17 protein-coding genes and 2 pseudogenes are annotated in these 17516 nt (G+C 72.3%); 13 read left to right on the top strand and 6 right to left on the bottom strand.

The genetic code is table 11. The features are described 5' to 3' along the window. Nucleotides 1-69 precede the first annotated feature (69 nt). Together ppgK and EAO71_RS30430 are read right to left on the bottom strand one after the other, a co-directional pair. A complete protein-coding gene (ppgK, locus tag EAO71_RS30435; protein WP_147981008.1) occupies nucleotides 70-813 on the bottom strand; it encodes a polyphosphate--glucose phosphotransferase in 744 nt (247 codons plus the stop codon). Between the two features lie 99 nt (nucleotides 814-912). After that, nucleotides 913-1929 (bottom strand): 4-hydroxy-3-methylbut-2-enyl diphosphate reductase, encoded by a 1017-nt coding sequence (locus tag EAO71_RS30430; protein ID WP_147981007.1) that lies wholly within the window; start codon nucleotides 1927-1929, stop codon nucleotides 913-915. 93 nt (nucleotides 1930-2022) lie between these two features. Between EAO71_RS30430 and EAO71_RS30425 the strand changes: the two genes are divergently transcribed. From EAO71_RS30425 to EAO71_RS30410, 4 genes are all read left to right on the top strand, one after another. Continuing rightward, nucleotides 2023-3366, top strand: coding sequence for an APC family permease (locus tag EAO71_RS30425; RefSeq protein ID WP_147981006.1), 1344 nt, complete (start codon nucleotides 2023-2025; stop codon nucleotides 3364-3366). Between the two features lie 187 nt (nucleotides 3367-3553). Beyond that, complete coding sequence (gene xseA / locus EAO71_RS30420) at nucleotides 3554-4768, top strand: exodeoxyribonuclease VII large subunit (protein WP_147981005.1); 1215 nt, start codon at nucleotides 3554-3556, stop codon at nucleotides 4766-4768. 216 nt (nucleotides 4769-4984) lie between these two features. After that, nucleotides 4985-5218: an exodeoxyribonuclease VII small subunit gene (locus EAO71_RS30415; protein ID WP_147981004.1), complete on the top strand. Its 234-nt coding sequence runs from the start codon at nucleotides 4985-4987 to the stop codon at nucleotides 5216-5218. A gap of 168 nt (nucleotides 5219-5386) precedes the next feature. Then, entirely contained in the window at nucleotides 5387-5977 is a 591-nt protein-coding gene (locus EAO71_RS30410) for a malonic semialdehyde reductase (RefSeq protein ID WP_147981003.1), read from the top strand. Between the two features lie 153 nt (nucleotides 5978-6130). Here the strand turns inward: EAO71_RS30410 and EAO71_RS30405 are convergent, their stop codons facing one another. Next, entirely contained in the window at nucleotides 6131-6664 is a 534-nt protein-coding gene (locus tag EAO71_RS30405) for a DUF4245 domain-containing protein (protein WP_187282884.1), read from the bottom strand. Nucleotides 6665-6782: 118 nt separating this feature from the next. On the opposite strand from EAO71_RS30405, the gene glpX reads away from it, so the two are divergent. Next, entirely contained in the window at nucleotides 6783-7814 is a 1032-nt protein-coding gene (glpX, locus tag EAO71_RS30400) for a class II fructose-bisphosphatase (RefSeq protein ID WP_147981001.1), read from the top strand. A gap of 107 nt (nucleotides 7815-7921) precedes the next feature. Here glpX and EAO71_RS30395 read toward each other — a convergent pair whose 3' ends face one another. Next, nucleotides 7922-8290, bottom strand: coding sequence for a WhiB family transcriptional regulator (locus tag EAO71_RS30395; protein WP_147981000.1), 369 nt, complete (start codon nucleotides 8288-8290; stop codon nucleotides 7922-7924). Between the two features lie 243 nt (nucleotides 8291-8533). Further along, entirely contained in the window at nucleotides 8534-9229 is a 696-nt protein-coding gene (locus EAO71_RS30390; RefSeq protein WP_147980999.1) for a DUF1707 SHOCT-like domain-containing protein, read from the bottom strand. A gap of 129 nt (nucleotides 9230-9358) precedes the next feature. On the opposite strand from EAO71_RS30390, the gene EAO71_RS30385 reads away from it, so the two are divergent. The 5 genes and pseudogenes from EAO71_RS30385 (at nucleotide 9359) to EAO71_RS30370 (ending at nucleotide 13037) form a co-directional block, all read left to right on the top strand. Continuing rightward, a complete protein-coding gene (locus tag EAO71_RS30385) occupies nucleotides 9359-9721 on the top strand; it encodes a DUF1304 domain-containing protein (protein ID WP_261992420.1) in 363 nt (120 codons plus the stop codon). Next, nucleotides 9718-10023, top strand: a pseudogene (locus tag EAO71_RS39805) (TetR/AcrR family transcriptional regulator); the annotation flags it as partial. The gene EAO71_RS30385 and the pseudogene EAO71_RS39805, both read left to right, overlap by 4 nt. Before the next feature lie 39 nt (nucleotides 10024-10062). Next, a complete protein-coding gene (locus EAO71_RS30380; protein WP_315986626.1) occupies nucleotides 10063-10581 on the top strand; it encodes a TetR/AcrR family transcriptional regulator in 519 nt (172 codons plus the stop codon). Between the two features lie 147 nt (nucleotides 10582-10728). Further along, complete coding sequence (locus tag EAO71_RS30375; protein ID WP_187282883.1) at nucleotides 10729-12396, top strand: fumarate hydratase; 1668 nt, start codon at nucleotides 10729-10731, stop codon at nucleotides 12394-12396. 5 nt (nucleotides 12397-12401) lie between these two features. Beyond that, nucleotides 12402-13037 (top strand): lipoprotein, encoded by a 636-nt coding sequence (locus EAO71_RS30370; protein WP_147980996.1) that lies wholly within the window; start codon nucleotides 12402-12404, stop codon nucleotides 13035-13037. Between the two features lie 87 nt (nucleotides 13038-13124). On the opposite strand, the gene EAO71_RS30365 is transcribed toward EAO71_RS30370, so the two are convergent. After that, nucleotides 13125-14657 (bottom strand): ricin-type beta-trefoil lectin domain protein, encoded by a 1533-nt coding sequence (locus EAO71_RS30365; RefSeq protein WP_147980995.1) that lies wholly within the window; start codon nucleotides 14655-14657, stop codon nucleotides 13125-13127. A gap of 105 nt (nucleotides 14658-14762) precedes the next feature. Between EAO71_RS30365 and EAO71_RS30360 the strand changes: the two genes are divergently transcribed. From EAO71_RS30360 to EAO71_RS39300, 3 genes and pseudogenes are all read left to right on the top strand, one after another. Continuing rightward, nucleotides 14763-16163, top strand: a complete 1401-nt coding sequence (locus tag EAO71_RS30360; protein WP_147980994.1) for a class II fumarate hydratase — start codon at nucleotides 14763-14765, stop codon at nucleotides 16161-16163. A 108-nt stretch (nucleotides 16164-16271) separates the two neighbouring features. Further along, nucleotides 16272-16937, top strand: coding sequence for a cytidylyl-2-hydroxypropylphosphonate hydrolase (gene fomD / locus EAO71_RS30355; RefSeq protein ID WP_147980993.1), 666 nt, complete (start codon nucleotides 16272-16274; stop codon nucleotides 16935-16937). A gap of 289 nt (nucleotides 16938-17226) precedes the next feature. Continuing rightward, a pseudogene (locus EAO71_RS39300) lies at nucleotides 17227-17516 on the top strand (hypothetical protein); the annotation flags it as partial.

Genomic DNA, 17516 nt, shown 5'->3' with positions numbered 1-17516 from the left:
GAAGTACGCGGGCCGGTCCGAACCCCGGGAGGAAGTACGCAGGCCGTACGGGGCCCGGGCCCGCGGCCCCTAGCGCGCCGCGGCCGCCATCGCCGCGCCGACGATTCCCGCGTTGTTCTCCAGTTCCGCCGGGACGATCTCCGCCTTGAGGTCCTCGAGCAGCGGAAGGAACTTGTCCGCCTTCCGGCTCACGCCGCCGCCGATGATGAACAGCTCCGGCGAGAACAGCATCTCCACGTGGTCGAGGTACCTCTGCAGGCGCTTCGTCGCCCAGTGCTCCCAGCTGAGGTCCTCGTCCTCCTTGGCCTTCGTCGAGGCGCGCTTCTCCGCGTCGTGGCCCTTCAGCTCAAGGTGGCCCAGCTCCGTGTTCGGGACGAGCCGGCCGTCGACGAAGAGCGCCGAGCCGATGCCCGTGCCCAGGGTCAGCAGGATGACGGTGCCCTTGCGGCCCCGGCCCGCGCCGAAGGTCATCTCGGCGACGCCGGCCGCGTCCGCGTCGTTCAGGACCGTGACGGGCAGGCCCCCGAGACGGTCGGAGAGCAGCTTGCCCGCGTCGATCCCGACCCAGGACTTGTCGACGTTGGCGGCCGTGCGGATCGTGGAGCCCGTGACGACGCCGGGGAAGGTCACCCCGACGGGACCCGACCAGCCGAAGTTCGCCACCACCTCCGCGACGCACCCCGCCACGTCGTCGGGTGTGGCGGGGTGCGGGGTCAGTACCTTGTGGCGCGGCTCGGCCAGATCTCCGCGCTCCAGATCCACGGGAGCGCCCTTGATTCCCGAGCCGCCGATGTCCACTCCGAAGACGTTCATGGACCCCACGTTAGGGGCAGACGGCGGGAGTTACCGCCCGACGCCCCACTTGCGGGTGTGCCCGTCCGCGGGCCCGCCGGCTCCGGTCGGACCGCCGGACTACTCGCCGGCGCGGTCCCGCAGGAGCGCCTCGGCCTCGGCCCGCAGGTCCTTGTTGCGGAGTTCCTTGGGCAGCGAGAAGGTCAGCGACTCGTCGGCCGTCTTGACGATCTCCACGTCGGCGTAACCGCGCTCGGAGAGCCAGGCCAGGACCTCCTCGACGAGCACGTCCGGCACGGAGGCGCCCGAGGACAGGCCGATGGTGGAGACGCCCTCCAGCCAGGTCTCGTCGATCTCGCTGGCGAAGTCGACGAGGTACGCCGCCGGCACGCCGGCCTGCTTGGCGACCTCGACCATGCGGATGGAGTTCGAGGAGTTCTTCGAGCCGACGACGATCACCAGCTCGGCCTGGCCGGCGAGCTCCTTGATGGCCATCTGCCGGTTCTGGGTGGCGTAGCAGATGTCGCTCGAAGGCGGGGAGATGAGCTGCGGGAACTTCGCCTGCAGCGCGTCCACCGTCTCCATGGTCTCGTCGACCGAGAGCGTGGTCTGGGAGAGCCAGACGACCTTCGACGGGTCGCGGACCTCGACCTTGGCCACGTCCTCGGGGCCGTCGACGAGCTGGATGTGGTCAGGGGCCTCGCCGGAGGTGCCGATGACCTCCTCGTGGCCCTCGTGGCCGATCAGCAGGATGTCGAAGTCCGCGTCGGCGTACCGGACGGCCTCCTTGTGCACCTTGGTGACCAGCGGGCAGGTGGCGTCGATCGTGGCGAGCCGGCCCTGGCGGGCCTCCTCGTGGACGGTCGGTGCCACGCCGTGGGCGGAGAACATCACGATGTTGCCCGGCGGCACCTCGGTCGCCTGGTCGACGAAGACGGCGCCCTTCCGCTCCAGGGTCTGCACGACGTACTTGTTGTGCACGATCTCGTGGCGGACGTAGATCGGCGACCCGTACTGCTCCAGGGCCTTCTCGACGGCGATCACGGCACGGTCGACGCCCGCGCAGTAACCACGGGGAGCGGCGAGCAGGACACGCTTGGGGCGGTTGGGCGCGGGCGTAGCAGTCATGCGTCCCATCGTAAGGCCGCGCGGAACGGCGACCACATCGTCCGCCCCGCCCCCCGGCCGCGTCGCCGCGGCGTGATCGACACCGTGGCCGAGACTGGGCGAATGGCCGAGGATCCACAGGTGTCAGCGCACACCGGACTGCGTCGGAATCTTGGATTCCGCGACCTTGTCGTCTACGGGCTGCTCTTCATCGCGCCCATGGCCCCGGTGGGGGTCTTCGGCACCCTGGACGCGAAGTCGCACGGCGCGGTGGCGCTGGTGTACCTGGTGGCGACGGTCGCCATGGGCTTCACCGCCTTCAGCTACGCGCAGATGGTGCGGGTCGCCCCACAGGCCGGTTCCGTCTTCACGTACGCCCGCAAGGGGCTCGGCGAGGGCCCGGGGTTCGTCGCCGGCTGGATGGTGATGCTCGACTACCTGCTGATCCCGGCCGTGGCCTACCTCTTCGCGGGGATCGCGATGGAGGCGCTGGTCCCGGAGGTGGACCGGTGGGTGTGGACCGGGATCGCGGTGGTGGTCACGACCCTGCTGAACCTGTGGGGCGTGCGGGCGGCGGCGCGGGTGGGCTTCGTGGTGCTCGCCCTGGAGATCGTGGTGCTGCTGGTCTTCGTGGGATCGGCGGTGGCGGTGCTGGCCGAGGACGGGGCGCGGCGCGACTGGTGGTCGCCGCTGACCGGCGACACGATGTTCTCGTTCTCGTCGGTGCTGGCCGCGGTGTCGGTGGCGGTCCTGTCGTACCTGGGCTTCGACGCGATCGCCTCCTTCGCGGAGGAGGTGACGGGCGGCTCGGAGAAGGTGGCCCGCGCGGTGCTGTTCTGCCTGGCGCTCGCGGGCGTGCTGTTCGTGCTCCAGACGTACCTGGTGGCGCTCATCGGGCCGGTGTCGTCGGCCGAACTGGCGGCCGAGCCGGCGAAGCAGGGCTCGGCGTTCTACGACGCGGTGGACGCGTCCGTCGGAACCTGGCTGCACGACCTGGTGGCGGCGAGCAAGGCGATCGGCGCGGCCTTCGCGGCGCTGGCGGGGCAGGCGGCGGCCGGTCGGCTGCTCTTCGCGATGGCGCGGGACCGGCGGCTGCCGCACGTGCTGGCCCGGACCGACTCCGGGGTGCCGCGGGTGGCGCTGCTGCTGGCGGCCGCGGTGACGATGGTGGCGGCGGTGTGGGCGGCGCGGCGGGACGACGGGCTCGACCACCTGGTGTCGGTGGTCGACGTCGGGGCGCTGACGGCCTTCGTCCTGCTGCACGCGAGCGTGGTGGGCTGGTTCGCGGTGCGGCGGATGGAGGGGCCGCCGCGGTGGTGGCGGCACGTGGTGGCGCCGGTGGTCGGGGCGGGGATCCTGGTGGCGGTCATCGTGGAGGCGTCGGTGTCGGCGCAACTGGTGGGCGTGATCTGGCTGGGCGTGGGGCTGGTGGTCCTCGCGGTGCAGGGCGCGGCGCACCGGGGATGAACGACGGGCGGGCCGCTTCCCGCGTCGGGGGCGAACGGCGGGCGGGCCGGGCGAGGCGCCGCGGGAAGGAGCGGGCGGGCCGCGCCGCAGCACGCGGCTGCCGCTTCCCCCGCCGGGGGCGAACAGTGGGCGGGCCGCGCGTCCGCGGGCGCCGTGACATGTCCGTGGGCGCCGCTAGTCTCGGCGCATGGGTCTCAACACGTCCGCAGAAGCGCCGCTGCCCGTAGGTGAGGTCTCCCGGCTCATCGGGGGGTGGATCGACCGGCTCGGGGCCGTGTGGGTCGAGGGGCAGATCACGCAGCTCTCCCGGCGGCCGGGGGCCGGGGTGGTGTTCCTGACCCTGCGCGACCCCTCGTACGACATCTCCATCGGCGTCACCTGCTACCGCCAGGTCTTCGACGCCGTGGCCGACGTCGTCTCCGAGGGCGCGAGGGTCGTCGTGCACGCGAAGCCGGAGTGGTACGCGCCGCGCGGGCAGCTCTCGCTGCGGGCCGTGGAGATCAAGCCGGTCGGCATCGGTGAGCTCCTGGCCCGGCTGGAACAGCTGAAGCGGAGCCTGGGTGCCGAGGGTCTGTTCGCCCTCGACCGCAAGAAGCCGCTGCCCTTCCTCCCCCAGCTCGTCGGCCTCGTCTGCGGACGCGCGTCCGCAGCCGAGCGGGACGTCCTGGAGAACGCCCGGCGCCGCTGGCCGGCCGTCCGCTTCGAGGTGCGCAACGTGGCCGTGCAGGGGGTGAAGGCCGTGCCCCAGGTCGTGCAGGCCGTGAAGGAGCTGGACGACCACGACGAGGTCGACGTGATCATCGTGGCCCGGGGCGGCGGCAGCGTGGAGGACCTGCTGCCGTTCTCGGACGAGCAGCTGGTCCGGGCCGTCGCCGAGTGCCGCACGCCGCTGGTCTCCGCGATCGGCCACGAGCCGGATTCGCCCCTGCTCGACCTGGTCGCCGACCTGCGGGCCTCCACCCCGACCGACGCAGCCAAGAAGGTCGTCCCGGACGTCGGCGAGGAGCTGGACCGGGTGCAGGGGCTGCGCGACCGGGCGCTGCGGAGCGTGCGGGGGCTGCTGGAGCGCGAGGAGCGCGGTCTCGCGCACGCCCTGGCGCGGCCGGTCATGGAGCATCCGCAGCGGATGGTCGAGGTGCGCGAGGAGGAGCTGGACGCGGTGCTCGCGCGGAGCCGCCGGACCCTGCGGCACCTGCTCGACCGGGCCGACTCGGAGCTGTCCCACACGCGGGCGCGGGTCCGGGCGCTGTCACCGGCGGCGACCATGGAACGCGGGTACGCCGTGCTCCAGCGCGCCGACGGCACGGTCGTCCGGGACCCGGAGGAGGTCGCGGCGGGCGAGGAGCTGAGGGCCCGCGTCGCGGCGGGCGAGTTCCCGGTGCGCCGCGTCGACGGTTCCTGATCCGCGGCGCTTCGTGACCGGCGACGGTTCGTGACCGGCGCGCGGTGCGCGAACGGCGACGCCGCACGCTCGACGGCCGGTCCCACACGGCCCGTCCACACAGCCCGGTCCCACACGGCCCGGTCCACACAGCCTGGTCCCACACGGCCCGGTCCACACGGTCCGGGACCACACATCGAACGCCACACATCGGTTCCCACACGGAGGGTGACAGTCATGGCAGGCACGACGGAAGAGGCCGCGCTCGGCTACGAGCAGGCACGGGACGAGCTGATCGAGGTCGTACGGCGCCTCGAGGCGGGCGGGACCTCCCTGGAGGAGTCCCTGGCGCTCTGGGAGCGCGGGGAGGAGCTGGCGAAGGTGTGCCGGCGCTGGCTGGAGGGAGCCCGGGCGCGCCTGGACGCCTCGCTCGCGGCGGAGGAGGGGGCAGGTCCGGACGGGGAGGCCTAGGGAGCGTCGGCGGAGGCGGCCCGGACGCCCGGCTCCGGACGGAGGGGGTACGCTGGAGCCTGTGAACCGGATCACTATCCGTATTGGTTAGTTGAAAATTAACCTATCGGGGGCGTACCGTCGGGGACATCGCTCGAACACCCCCTGCTTGTCCGGAAGGTACGCAGCATGTCTCTCGTTCTCGACCCCGCCGCCCAGGACCTCCTCTTCCGTGAGGCCCGCACCGCCAACACGTTCTCCGACGAGCCGGTGACCGACGAGCAGGTCCAGGCGATCTACGACCTCGTGAAGTTCGGCCCGACCGCCTTCAACCAGACGCCGCTGCGCATCACGCTGGTCCGCTCCCCCGAGGCCCGCGAGCGCCTGGTCAAGCACATGGCCGAGGGCAACCAGCCCAAGACCGCCGCCGCCCCGCTGGTCGCGATCCTGTCCGCCGACAACGAGTTCCACGAGGAGCTCCCGGCCCTGCTCCCGCACTTCCCGCAGGCCAAGGACATGTTCTTCGCCGAGCGCCCGGTCCGCGAGGGCTCGGCCCTGCTGAACGCCGCCCTCCAGGCCGCGTACTTCATCATCGGCGTCCGCGCCGCCGGCCTGGCCGCCGGCCCGATGACCGGTCTCGACTTCGCCGGCCTCCAGAAGGAGTTCCTGGACGCCGACCACACGCCGCTGATGGTCGTCAACATCGGCAAGCCCGGCGAGGACGCCTGGTTCCCGCGCTCCCCGCGCCTGGACTACGACGACGTCGTCACCACCGTCTGAGTCGCCACGGCCCGACGCCTCGCGCGCCAGGGCACGACGGAGCCCCCGAGCGCATCGCGCCCGGGGGCTCCGTCTCTTCCACTCACCGTGCCGTTCGACCACCGCGCCGCTCCCGCGGCCGGCGGCCGGCCCCACCGCCTCGTGCGGCGCGGCTCACGCCTTCTTCGACTGGAGCGCGCCGGCCATCTCCGCCAGGCGGTCGAACGAGGCCGTGCCCGTCACCACGGTCGTCGCCTTGCCGTCCGTACGCACGAGGGCGTCGTACTTCGGGCCCTCCCAGCGCTGCCAGACCTGACCGGCCACCGTCTGCGTCCGGCCGGAGTCCTTGGCCTGCTGCGTCACCTCGGGGACGAACTCCTTGGGCGCCGCCGTCGACTGGTGCAGCGAGACGTACTGGGTGTCCGGGTCCAGGAAGCCCAGCTGCCAGGCGTTGTCCTGATCGCGCTTGTACGAGACGACCGTGGCCTTCCAGTCCTCGCCCAGACCCTCCGGGGCCAGCACCGGATAGGGCGCCGCCCGCTGGGCCGTCAGGAGCTCGACCCGGTAGTCCTTCGCCTTGACCGGAGCCGCCGTCTCGTCGTGCGGGATGAAGAGATACATCACGCCCGCGGCGACCATGATCACCGCCAGGGACTGGAACATCCCGCGTACCGTCTGCCTGCCTCGCATACCTGCCACGCCCCCCATGGTCGCATCATGGTGTTGTGCTCATACGTGGGCCCCTCTGCTCAAATTGTCGACGTACCGATAGAGTCGCAGCACCCTCTTTACTTCCGGCCGTCGCCGTACAGAAAGGTGCGCTCCGATGACCGAGCATCATCTGCCGTCCGAGCTCGAGGTCTCTCCCGAGGCCCCCGACCGCAACCTCGCCCTGGAGCTGGTCCGGGTGACCGAGGCGGCCGCCATGGCCGCCGGCCGCTGGGTCGGCCGAGGCGACAAGATCGGTGCCGACGGCGCGGCGGTCAACGCCATGCGGACCCTCGTCTCCACCGTCTCGATGAACGGCGTCGTCGTCATCGGCGAGGGCGAGAAGGACGAAGCCCCCATGCTCTACAACGGGGAGCGCATCGGCGACGGGACCGGCGCCGAGGTGGACATCGCCGTCGACCCGATCGACGGCACCACGCTCAACGCCAAGGGCATGCCGAACGCGATCGCCGTCCTGGCCGCCGCGGACCGCGGCACCATGTTCGACCCGTCCGCGGTCTTCTACATGGACAAGCTGGTCACGGGCCCCGAGGCCGCCGACTTCGTCGACATCAACGCCCCGGTGTCGGTCAACATCCGCCGGGTCGCCAAGGCCAAGGGCATGGCCCCCGAGGACGTCACGGTCGTCATCCTGGACCGCCCCCGCCACGAGGGCATCGTCAAGGAGATCCGCGAGACGGGCGCCCGGATCAAGTTCATCTCCGACGGCGACGTCGCCGGCTCGATCATGGCCGTGCGCGAGGGCACCGGCGTCGACATGCTGCTCGGCATCGGCGGCACGCCGGAGGGCATCATCTCGGCCTGCGCGATCAAGTGCCTGGGCGGTGTCATCCAGGGCAAGCTGTGGCCGAAGGACGAGGCCGAGCGCCAGAAGGCGATCGACGCGGGCCACGACCTGGACCGTGTGCTCTCCACGAACGACCTGGTCAGCGGCGACAACGTGTTCTTCGTCGCGACCGGCATCACGGACGGCGAGCTGCTGCGCGGCGTCCGCTACCGCTCCGAGACCGCGACCACGTCCTCGCTGGTGATGCGCTCGAAGTCCGGCACGATCCGCCAGATCGACTCCACGCACCGGCTGTCGAAGCTGCGCGCGTACAGCAAGATCGACTTCGACCGCGCGAAGTAACCACGCGGCGGACGTACGGCGCGGACGCGCCGACGGCCCGACGGAAAGGGGCGCCCCCATGTGCGGTGGGGGCGCCCCTTTCCGTACGGGGCGGGAGACCGGGCGGCTCAGCCGGCCGCGGCGATCCGCTCCGTCGTCGCCTTCTTGAGCTCCACCTCGCGCCGCCGGCGCCGGGCGAGCACCACGCGGCGCTCGGCCGCGGTCAGTCCGCCCCACACGCCGTACGGCTCCGGCTGGAGCAGGGCGTGCTCCCGGCACTCGACCATCACGGGACAGCGGGCACAGACCCGCTTGGCTGCCTCCTCACGCGCCAGGCGGGAGGCGGTCGGCTCCTTGGACGGGGCGAAGAACAGTCCGGCCTCGTCCCGGCGGCACACCGCCTCCGTGTGCCAGGGGCCCGCCTCGTCCTCCCGCGCGGGGGCACGCTGAGGAGGAACGGCGGCGACCTGGAGGGGCTGATGCGGCGGATGCAGCACGGGTCTACTCCTGACGACGGCTTCGCGAGCGAGAGACGATGCAGCAGCCCTACCCGCTGTGCGCGCGCCTATGCACTGCGTGCCGCCGACTTCCGGAGTGCGGAACCCCGGCGACGGATTCCGGTCACTCCCGCCCCTCGCGTCCGGCGGTGACGGTGGCACCCGCGACAGGAGGACGGGGCGCTCCCGCGGTGCGGCCGGTCACCAGCGACGCGCCCGCCGGCCCGGCGCCTCTCCCGGCCGTCAGTGGCCGAGGTGCTTGCGCAGCTGCTTCTGGACGTGGTTCTGGAGGTCGGTGATCCACTTGCCGCGCTTGGGCTTGGCCTCGACGTTGCCGAACACCGAGTAGCCGTTGATGACGACGACGGGGGCCTGCGGGTCCGCGCCCTCCAGGGTCACGACGTCGAAGTTGCCGAAGATCCCGGTGCCGCTGCCGCGCAGGCTGATGTTCTCCGGCACCCGCACCTCCACGTTCCCGAAGATCGAGGTGGCGTTGATCGTGGTCAGGCGCTGCGCGAAGAGCGCCTCGGTCAGGTCGATCTCGATGTTGCCGAAGAGCGCGAACGCGTTCGTGCGGCGGCCGACCCGCCAACGGCCCTTGCGGGTGGTGCTGGAGAAGATCGCGACGAGGTTGTCGGAGGGGCCCGGGTCCTCGTCGGGACCGTACGCGTACGCCGGGTCGGGCTCCTGGCGCGGGCGGGCCCCGGCCGGGAGGTCCCGGACGATCGGCTCCAGCTCCCCCACGGTCTTGGCGCGGTAGACGGCGTCGATCCGGTCCGAGTGCTCCTCGGCGTCGAGCCGCCCCTCGGCGAGGGCGTCCCGCAGGATGTCCGCGATCCGGTCCCGGTCGGCGTCCGAGGCCCTCAGGGCGTCGCCGGGCGCGACGGGGGCGGGCTCGGCGGGGGCGACCGGCTTCTGGGGCTGCTTTTCGAGGTCCACGAGCCCAGATTAGCGAAACGCGATAGATCGCGACTAGGCCCTGTCCGGGCGATCTTCTCGGCCCGCGACGCCCGCCCTCACCGACGCCTTCAGGCACTTCCCGGACACCTGTCCATGTATTCTGGACAGGTGTCCATTACTGTGCATGTCCTCGTCGGCCTCGTCGCCGCCCTGCACGCCTACATCCTCGTTCTGGAGATGTTCCTCTGGGAGCGCCGGCCCGGGCGCGAGCTCTCCGGTTTCGACGCGGAGACCGCCCGCAGGACGGCCCCCCTCGCCGCCAACCAGGGCCTCTACAACGGCTTCCTCGCCGCCGGCCTGGTCTGGGGCCTGATCGCCGCCGACCCCACCGGCCACCAGGTGCAGGCCTTCTTCCTGTCCTGCGTGGTGATCGCCGGGATCTACGGCGGCCTGACCGCCAACCGCCGCATCCTGTTCGCCCAGGCCCTGCCCGGGGCCCTCGCCCTGGCCGCCGTACTGTGGGCCGGGTGACCAGCCCGACCGAGGATCCCCGCACCGCCCGCACCCGCGCCAAGCTGCGCGCCGCCCTCCTGGAGGAGTGCGCCACGCGCCCCCTCGACGAGGTCGGCGTCGCCGCGCTGGCGCGCCGGGCCGGGGTCGGCCGCGCCACCTTCTACCTGCACTACCCCGACCTCCAGGCGCTCGCCGTCGATGCCTGCGCCGACGTCGTGCGCGAGGCGGTCGACGCCCTGCACGCCTGGCGCGGCACGCCCGACCCGGCCGTCCCGCCGCCCGCGCTGCCCGCCTTCTTCACCGGCCTCGCCCCGCACGCGCCGACCGAGGATCCCCGCACCGCCCGCACCCGCGCCAAGCTGCGCGCCGCCCTCCTGGAGGAGTGCGCCACGCGCCCCCTCGACGAGGTCGGCGTCGCCGCGCTGGCGCGCCGGGCCGGGGTCGGCCGCGCCACCTTCTACCTGCACTACCCCGACCTCCAGGCGCTCGCCGTCGATGCCTGCGCCGACGTCGTGCGCGAGGCGGTCGACGCCCTGCACGCCTGGCGCGGCACGCCCGACCCGGCCGTCCCGCCGCCCGCGCTGCCCGCCTTCTTCACCGGCCTCGCCCCGCACGCGCCGCTCTACCGGGGCCTGCTGCGTCCGGGCGGCGGCGGCCCCCTCGGCGACCTGCTCCACCGCGAACTGCGCGCCTACAGCCGGCGCGWGCGGGAGCTGGCCGGTGCCCCGGAGCCCGACCTGGTCGCGTCGGCGGTCTCGGCGGCCTTCGCGGGTCTGCTCGCCGACTGGCTGCACGGCCTGATCGACGCCTCCCCCGACCGGATCGCGGGCCGGACCTGGCGCCTCCTCATCGCCCTGCACCGCACCCCGATGCCCTGACCCCCGTACCTCCACGCGGCCCCGCCGGCGTCGCTCCCCGCAAGTGAGCCTTACCTCACAGGAGCGGGGCCTCCGCCGCGTTCTACGCTGGAGGGCGCACCGCCAACGGAGGCGGTGCGCCGTCTTGCCGAGTGAGGAATGGCCCCCATGCCAGAGTTTGCGTACTCCGATCTGCTCCCCCTGGGAGAGGACACCACGCCCTACCGCCTGGTGACCTCCGAAGGTGTCTCCACCTTCGAGGCCGACGGCCGTACGTTCCTCAAGGTCGAGCCGGAGGCGCTGCGGCAGCTCGCCGCCGAGGCCATCCACGACATCCAGCACTACCTGCGCCCGGCCCACCTGGCCCAGCTGCGCCGCATCATCGACGACCCGGAGGCGTCGGGCAACGACAAGTTCGTCGCGCTCGACCTGCTGAAGAACGCGAACATCGCCGCCGCCGGCGTCCTGCCCATGTGCCAGGACACCGGCACCGCGATCGTCATGGGCAAGCGCGGCCAGAACGTGCTCACCCGGGGCGGCGACGAGGAGGCGCTGAGCCGCGGCATCTACGACGCCTACACCAAGCTCAACCTGCGCTACTCGCAGATGGCGCCGCTGACCATGTGGGAGGAGAAGAACACCGGCTCGAACCTGCCCGCGCAGATCGAGCTGTACGCGACCGACGGCGGCGCGTACAAGTTCCTCTTCATGGCCAAGGGCGGCGGCTCGGCCAACAAGTCCTTCCTCTACCAGGAGACGAAGGCCGTCCTCAACGAGGGCAGCATGATGAAGTTCCTGGAGGAGAAGATCCGCTCGCTCGGCACGGCCGCCTGCCCGCCGTACCACCTGGCGATCGTCGTCGGCGGCACGTCCGCCGAGTTCGCGCTCAAGACCGCGAAGTACGCCTCCGCGCACTACCTGGACGAGCTGCCCGCCGAGGGCTCGGAGCTCGGCCACGGCTTCCGCGACAAAGAGCTGGAGGAGAAGGTCTTCGAGCTCACGCAGAAGATCGGCATCGGCGCACAGTTCGGCGGCAAGTACTTCTGCCACGACGTCCGCGTGGTCCGGCTGCCCCGCCACGGCGCCTCCCTGCCCGTCGCGATCGCCGTCTCCTGCTCGGCCGACCGCCAGGCCGTCGCGAAGATCACCGCCGAGGGCGTCTTCCTGGAGCAGCTGGAGACCGACCCGGCCCGCTTCCTGCCGGACACCACCGACGAGCACCTCGCCGCCGACGGCGACGTCGTGAAGATCGACCTGAACCAGCCGATGGACGCGATCCTCGCCGAGCTGACGAAGCACCCGGTGAAGACCCGGCTCTCGCTGACCGGCCCGCTGGTGGTGGCCCGCGACATCGCGCACGCCAAGATCAAGGAGCGGCTGGACGCGGGCGAGGAGATGCCGCAGTACCTGAAGGACCACCCGGTGTACTACGCCGGTCCGGCCAAGACCCCCGAGGGCTACGCCTCCGGTTCCTTCGGTCCGACGACGGCCGGCCGGATGGACTCCTACGTCGAGCAGTTCCAGGCGGCGGGCGGCTCCAAGGTCATGCTGGCCAAGGGCAACCGCAGCAAGCAGGTCACCGACGCGTGCGGCAGCCACGGCGGCTTCTACCTGGGCTCGATCGGCGGCCCGGCGGCGCGCCTCGCGCAGGACTGCATCAAGAAGGTCGAGGTCGTCGAGTACGAGGAGCTCGGCATGGAGGCGGTCTGGAAGATCGAGGTGGAGGACTTCCCGGCGTTCGTCGTGGTGGACGACAAGGGCAACGACTTCTTCCAGAACCCGGCTCCCGAGCCGACGTTCACGCACATCCCGGTCCGCGGTCCGGGTCTCGGCTGATCCCGGTGGGACGCACGAGACACGCCGTCGTCCCGGCCGCGCTGCTGGCGGCCGGACTGCTCCTGACCGGCTGCGGCACCGAGCCGGAGCCGCTGCGGGTCAGCGAGCCGAACGCCCCGCGGCCGACGGAGTCCGCCGAGCCGGCCCGGGCCGCGGCGCGGGGTTCGCTCGGCGGGCCCGGCACCGCCTGCCCGCTCCCGGTGTCGTTCGGCCTCGCCGCGGACTGGAAGCCGAAGGCCGTGCGGGTCGGCGACGACGAGCTCTCCGCCGCGCTCGGCAGGCAGGGCCCGGCGACCATGGTCTGCGAGATCGACGCGAAGCCGGCCGGGAACATCGGCTACCTGCGGGTCTGGACCGCGGACGGGTCGGCGGCCCGGCCCGTGCTCGAGGGCTTCGTGAAGGCCGAGGAGAACGCCTCCGCGGTCGTCTACAAGGAGACCCGGGCGGGGGCGCTGTCCGCCGTCGAGGTGACCTACACGGTCCACAACGAGCTGATGGACGAGTCCAAGGAGGAGCGCGCCTTCGCGGTCTCCACGCCGAAGGGGACCGTGATCGTCCACCTCGGCGGCCTGGACACCGAGGAGCACCGCGAGATGCTCCCGGCGTACGAGCTGGCCCGCTCCAGCCTCAAGGCGCTCTGAGCGCCTCCGGCCGTCGTGCGCGGTGACGTGGCCCCCGCCCCGGGAAGGGCGGGGGCCACGTCGTGTGCCCGCGGGCGCGTGGCCCCGTCAGGCGAACCGCTGGCTCGCCGAGCCGTTGCAGGCCTGGAGCCGCAGCGGCTCCTTCGCCGCGGCCTGGGTCAGGCAGAGTCCGGTGGCCGCTGCCGGGCGGACGGTGGCCCCGTCGCGGACGAACTTCTGGTTGCCCGCGCCGGAGCAGTTCCAGAGGATCAGCGCCGTGCCGGCCTGGTAGCGGGCGCCGGGCACGTCGACGCACCGGTCCTGGGTGAGCTGGGTGTGGAGGGTCCGGCGGGCGGAGTCGTACCACCAGCCCTGGTTGCGGCCGCCGTGGCAGTCCCAGCCGAGGACGGCGGTCCCGTTGGCGCTGGCGGCGCCGCTGACGTCGGCGCAGTTGCCGGTCGCCTCGTTCCGCAGCGGCCGGTAGGCGTCGTCCCAGGCGAGCGGGAAGAGCGTCGGGGTGCCGGCGGAGTCGACGTCTGCGCAACCGGCCTCGCGCAGGCCCGAGGAGTAGAGCTGGGTGAGGCAGGAAGCGAAGGCGGCGTGGCCGCGGGCGTTGGGGTGGAAGGACTGGCGGACCGAGTTCTCGTCCGGGGTGCCGGGCTTGGAGAGGTCGATGTACAGGCCCCTGGCCCAGGGGTCCTCCATGCAGACCTCGTGTCCGTGGAAGAGACGCGAGTTGTCGAGGTAGGTGGCCCCGGTGTTCGCCGCTGCCCGGCGCATGCCGCGCTCGAACGCGGGGACGGCGGTGTTGCGGCCCCAGACGGTGTCGGAGTCGTAGCCGAGGCCGCCGCAGCTGAGCTTGCCGGGGAAGTTCGGGTTGTCGCGGAAGTCGGGGCCGATGGGGCTCGGGTAGCCCATGACGACGAGCTTGTAGTCGCCGTCGGCGTAGCCGGCGTCGCGCATCACGGTCCTCAGGTCGCGCACGGTCTGCTCGACCTTCGGGACGAGACCGTCGACGCGCGCCTGCCAGCCGGGGGCGTACTTGGGCTCGCAGGCGCCCTGCAGGGTGAGGTAGCGGGTGACGCAGTCGGTCATGACCGGGCCGAACTGCAGGTCGTCGTTGGCGCCGGCGACGAGCAGCACCATCTTGATGCGGGTGTTGCGCGCCTTGACGGCGAGGTTGTCGCTCTGGACGAGCTCGTCGGCGTACTGCTTCGAGCCGCCGATCCTGATGTTTCCGCTGTAGGCACCGGAGCAGGACACGTTGAAGGTGAGGTCCGCGGGGATTCCGGTGCGGTGGATCGCGGCGTCGGGCGAGCGGTGACACCAGTTGTCGGGGCCGTTGGTGGGCGGCTCGTAGGTGCCGACGCCCTCGCCGGAGATCTCGCTGTCGCCGAGCGAGATCAGCCCGGTCCTGCGTGCGGCGAGCGGGCGCTCGGCCGGGTCGCCGTAGATCCGGGTGGCCTCGGCCGCGCGGACCGCCTCCAGTTCGGGCGGGAGTGGGACGGAGGCGACGCGGACGGCGCCACCGCTCGTGTCGGCCGCGCCGGCGGGGCTCGCGGCTGCCATGGTGCCGAAGGCCGCCGCCGCGGCGGCCGTGGCGGCGATCGTCCAGCGGAATCTGCGCCTGGTGCGCGTCATTGCGCCTCCTGGAGGTGGGGTTACCCACGGTTCTACTGGCCGGTACGCGCCGGGGGAATAGGCAGAACAAGACAACTGCTCAGCTTTTACAGGAGGTTGAGGAACATGACCGAGTACGAAGACCACCGGATCGAGCACGACTCCATGGGCGAGGTGCGGGTCCCCGCACACGCCAAGTGGCGGGCTCAGACACAACGCGCGGTGGAGAACTTCCCCCTCTCGGGCCAGCGCCTGGAACGGACCCACATCGAGGCCCTCGCCCGGATCAAGGCCGCCGCGGCCAAGGTCAACGCCGAGCTGGGCGTGATCGACGAGGACCTCGCGCGGGCCATCGAGGAGGCCGCCGGCGAGGTCGCCGAAGGCCGCTGGGACGAGCACTTCCCCGTCGACGTCTTCCAGACCGGATCGGGCACCTCGTCCAACATGAACACCAACGAGGTCGTCGCCACCCTCGCCGGCGAGCGGCTCCCCGAGGGCCGCGACGTCCACCCCAACGACCACGTCAACGCGTCCCAGTCGTCCAACGACGTCTTCCCGTCCTCCATCCACATCGCCGCCACCGCCGCCGTCACCCGCGACCTGATCCCCGCACTCGAACACCTGGCCGATTCCCTGGGGCGGAAATCAGCCGAATTCGCGGACGTGGTGAAGTCCGGCCGCACGCACCTCATGGACGCCACCCCGGTCACCCTCGGACAGGAGTTCGGCGGCTACGCGGCCCAGGTCCGCTACGGCGTCGAACGCCTGCGCTCCGCCCTCCCCCGGCTCGCCGAACTCCCCCTCGGCGGCACCGCCGTGGGCACCGGCATCAACACGCCACCCGGGTTCTCCGCCGCCGTCATCGCCGAGGTCGCCCGGGCCACCGGCCTGCCGCTCACCGAAGCCCGCGACCACTTCGAGGCCCAGGGCGCCCGGGACGCGCTGGTGGAGACGTCCGGCCAGCTCAGGACCATCGCCGTGTCCCTCACGAAGATCTCCAACGATCTGCGCTGGATGGCCTCCGGCCCCCGCACCGGCCTCGCCGAGATCAACCTGCCCGACCTCCAGCCCGGCTCGTCGATCATGCCCGGCAAGGTGAATCCGGTCATCCCCGAAGCCGTCCTCATGGTCGCCGCCCAGGTGACCGGAAACGACACCACCGTGGCCGTCGCCGGCGCGGCCGGCAACTTCGAACTCAACGTGATGCTCCCGGTGATCGCCAAGAACCTCCTCGAATCGATCCGGCTGCTCGCCAACGCCTCCCGCCTGCTCGCCGACCGCACCGTCGACGGGATCACCGCCAACGCCGAACGCGCCCGCGAGTACGCCGAGTCCTCCCCCTCCGTCGTCACCCCGCTGAACAAGTACATCGGCTACGAGGAGGCCGCGAAGGTCGCCAAGAAGTCCCTGGCCGAACGGAAGACGATCCGCGAGGTGGTCCTGGAGGGCGGCTACGTCGAACGCGGCGCGCTCACCGTCGAACAACTCGACGAGGCCCTGGACGTCCTGCGGATGACACGCCCCTGAGACCGGGTCCCGGGCCCGCCCGGGCCCGGCCCGGCCCGACCCGCGACGGCTGACTCATCCGTGACCTGTGCCGCAGCGGTGACGGGGGCACGGTCCTAAGATCTGCGCATGACAGGATCGGGCGGCCCCCAGCACTGGGCGCCTGGGGAGCACATCCTCTGGCGCTACCGCGGCAACGGCTCCGACGCCGTGCACATCTGCCGGCCGGTGACCGTCGTCCGCGACACCCCCGAGCTGCTCGCCGTCTGGCTGGCACCCGGCACCGAGTGCATCCGGCCGGTGCTCACCGACGGCACGGCCGTGCACGAGGAACCCCTCGCCACCCGCTACACCGCGCCGCGCACCACCGCCCGCGGGCACTGGTTCGGCACGGGCGTCCTCAAGCTGGCCCGGCCCGGGGACCCCTGGTCGGTCTGGCTGTTCTGGGAGCGCGGCTGGCAGTTCCGCAGCTGGTACGTCAACCTCGAGGAGCCCCGCACCCGCTGGTCGGGCGGCGTCGACTCGGAGGACCACTTCCTCGACATCTCCGTCTACCCGGACCACAGCTGGCTGTGGCGGGACGAGGACGAGTTCGCCCAGGCCCAGCGCTCCGGCCTGATGGACCCGGCCCAGGCCGCGCGGGTCCGCGGCGCGGGCCGCGCCGCGGTCGAGGTGATCCGTTCGTGGGGCGCGCCGTTCCGCGACGGCTGGGAGGACTGGCGCCCCGATCCGGCCTGGACCGTGCCCGAGCTGCCGAGAGACTGGGATCGCACTCCGGCGCACACGGCACCGTGAGACCCTTGATGCGCCCCCGGGGTGCAAACGTAGGATCGTCCTCCGCAAGCCCGTGACCAACGAACGATGCATCAACCACTCAGAACCGCGCAGGACCTGACCACAAGTCATCCATGAGGGGGAGAGCAGTGCCGGACGTGCGCCCGGGTGTAACGACCCCCGTCACAGCCGCTGCTCGCGGGGCATCCAGATCCGGCGCCCGCCCGGGGTTTATCCCCGGCGAAGGCGCGGCATCGGCGAGAAGAGCGAGTGCATCGCACCACCGGCCCGGACGGACGGAACCCCACGCGTGACGGAGCATCCCACCTCCCACGAAGGCCGGCAGCCGCTGGCTGCCCGGCCGCAGGAGCGCGCCCGCCCCCGCCCCGAAGCGGCCCCGGCGAGCCCGTCCGCCGCGGCCGTCCCGGGCCCGACGCCGGACGGGGTCACGGCGAGCGCGGCCGCGGGCGGGGTGGCCTGGGCGGGCACGGGAACGCCGGCGGGCACGGCGGCGGTGTGCTCGCCGTCGGGTGCCGGTCTGCGGCGGGCGTCGCCCGAGGCGGCGGCCGGGCCGCTCTGCTGCGGGGGCAGGCCGCCGCG

The sequence above is a fragment of the Streptomyces sp. MS191 genome (assembly GCF_008042125.1).
GTDB lineage: Bacteria > Actinomycetota > Actinomycetes > Streptomycetales > Streptomycetaceae > Streptomyces.
Note: the sequence above shows the minus strand (reverse complement) of the source record. Positions and strands in the feature narration are given on the sequence as shown.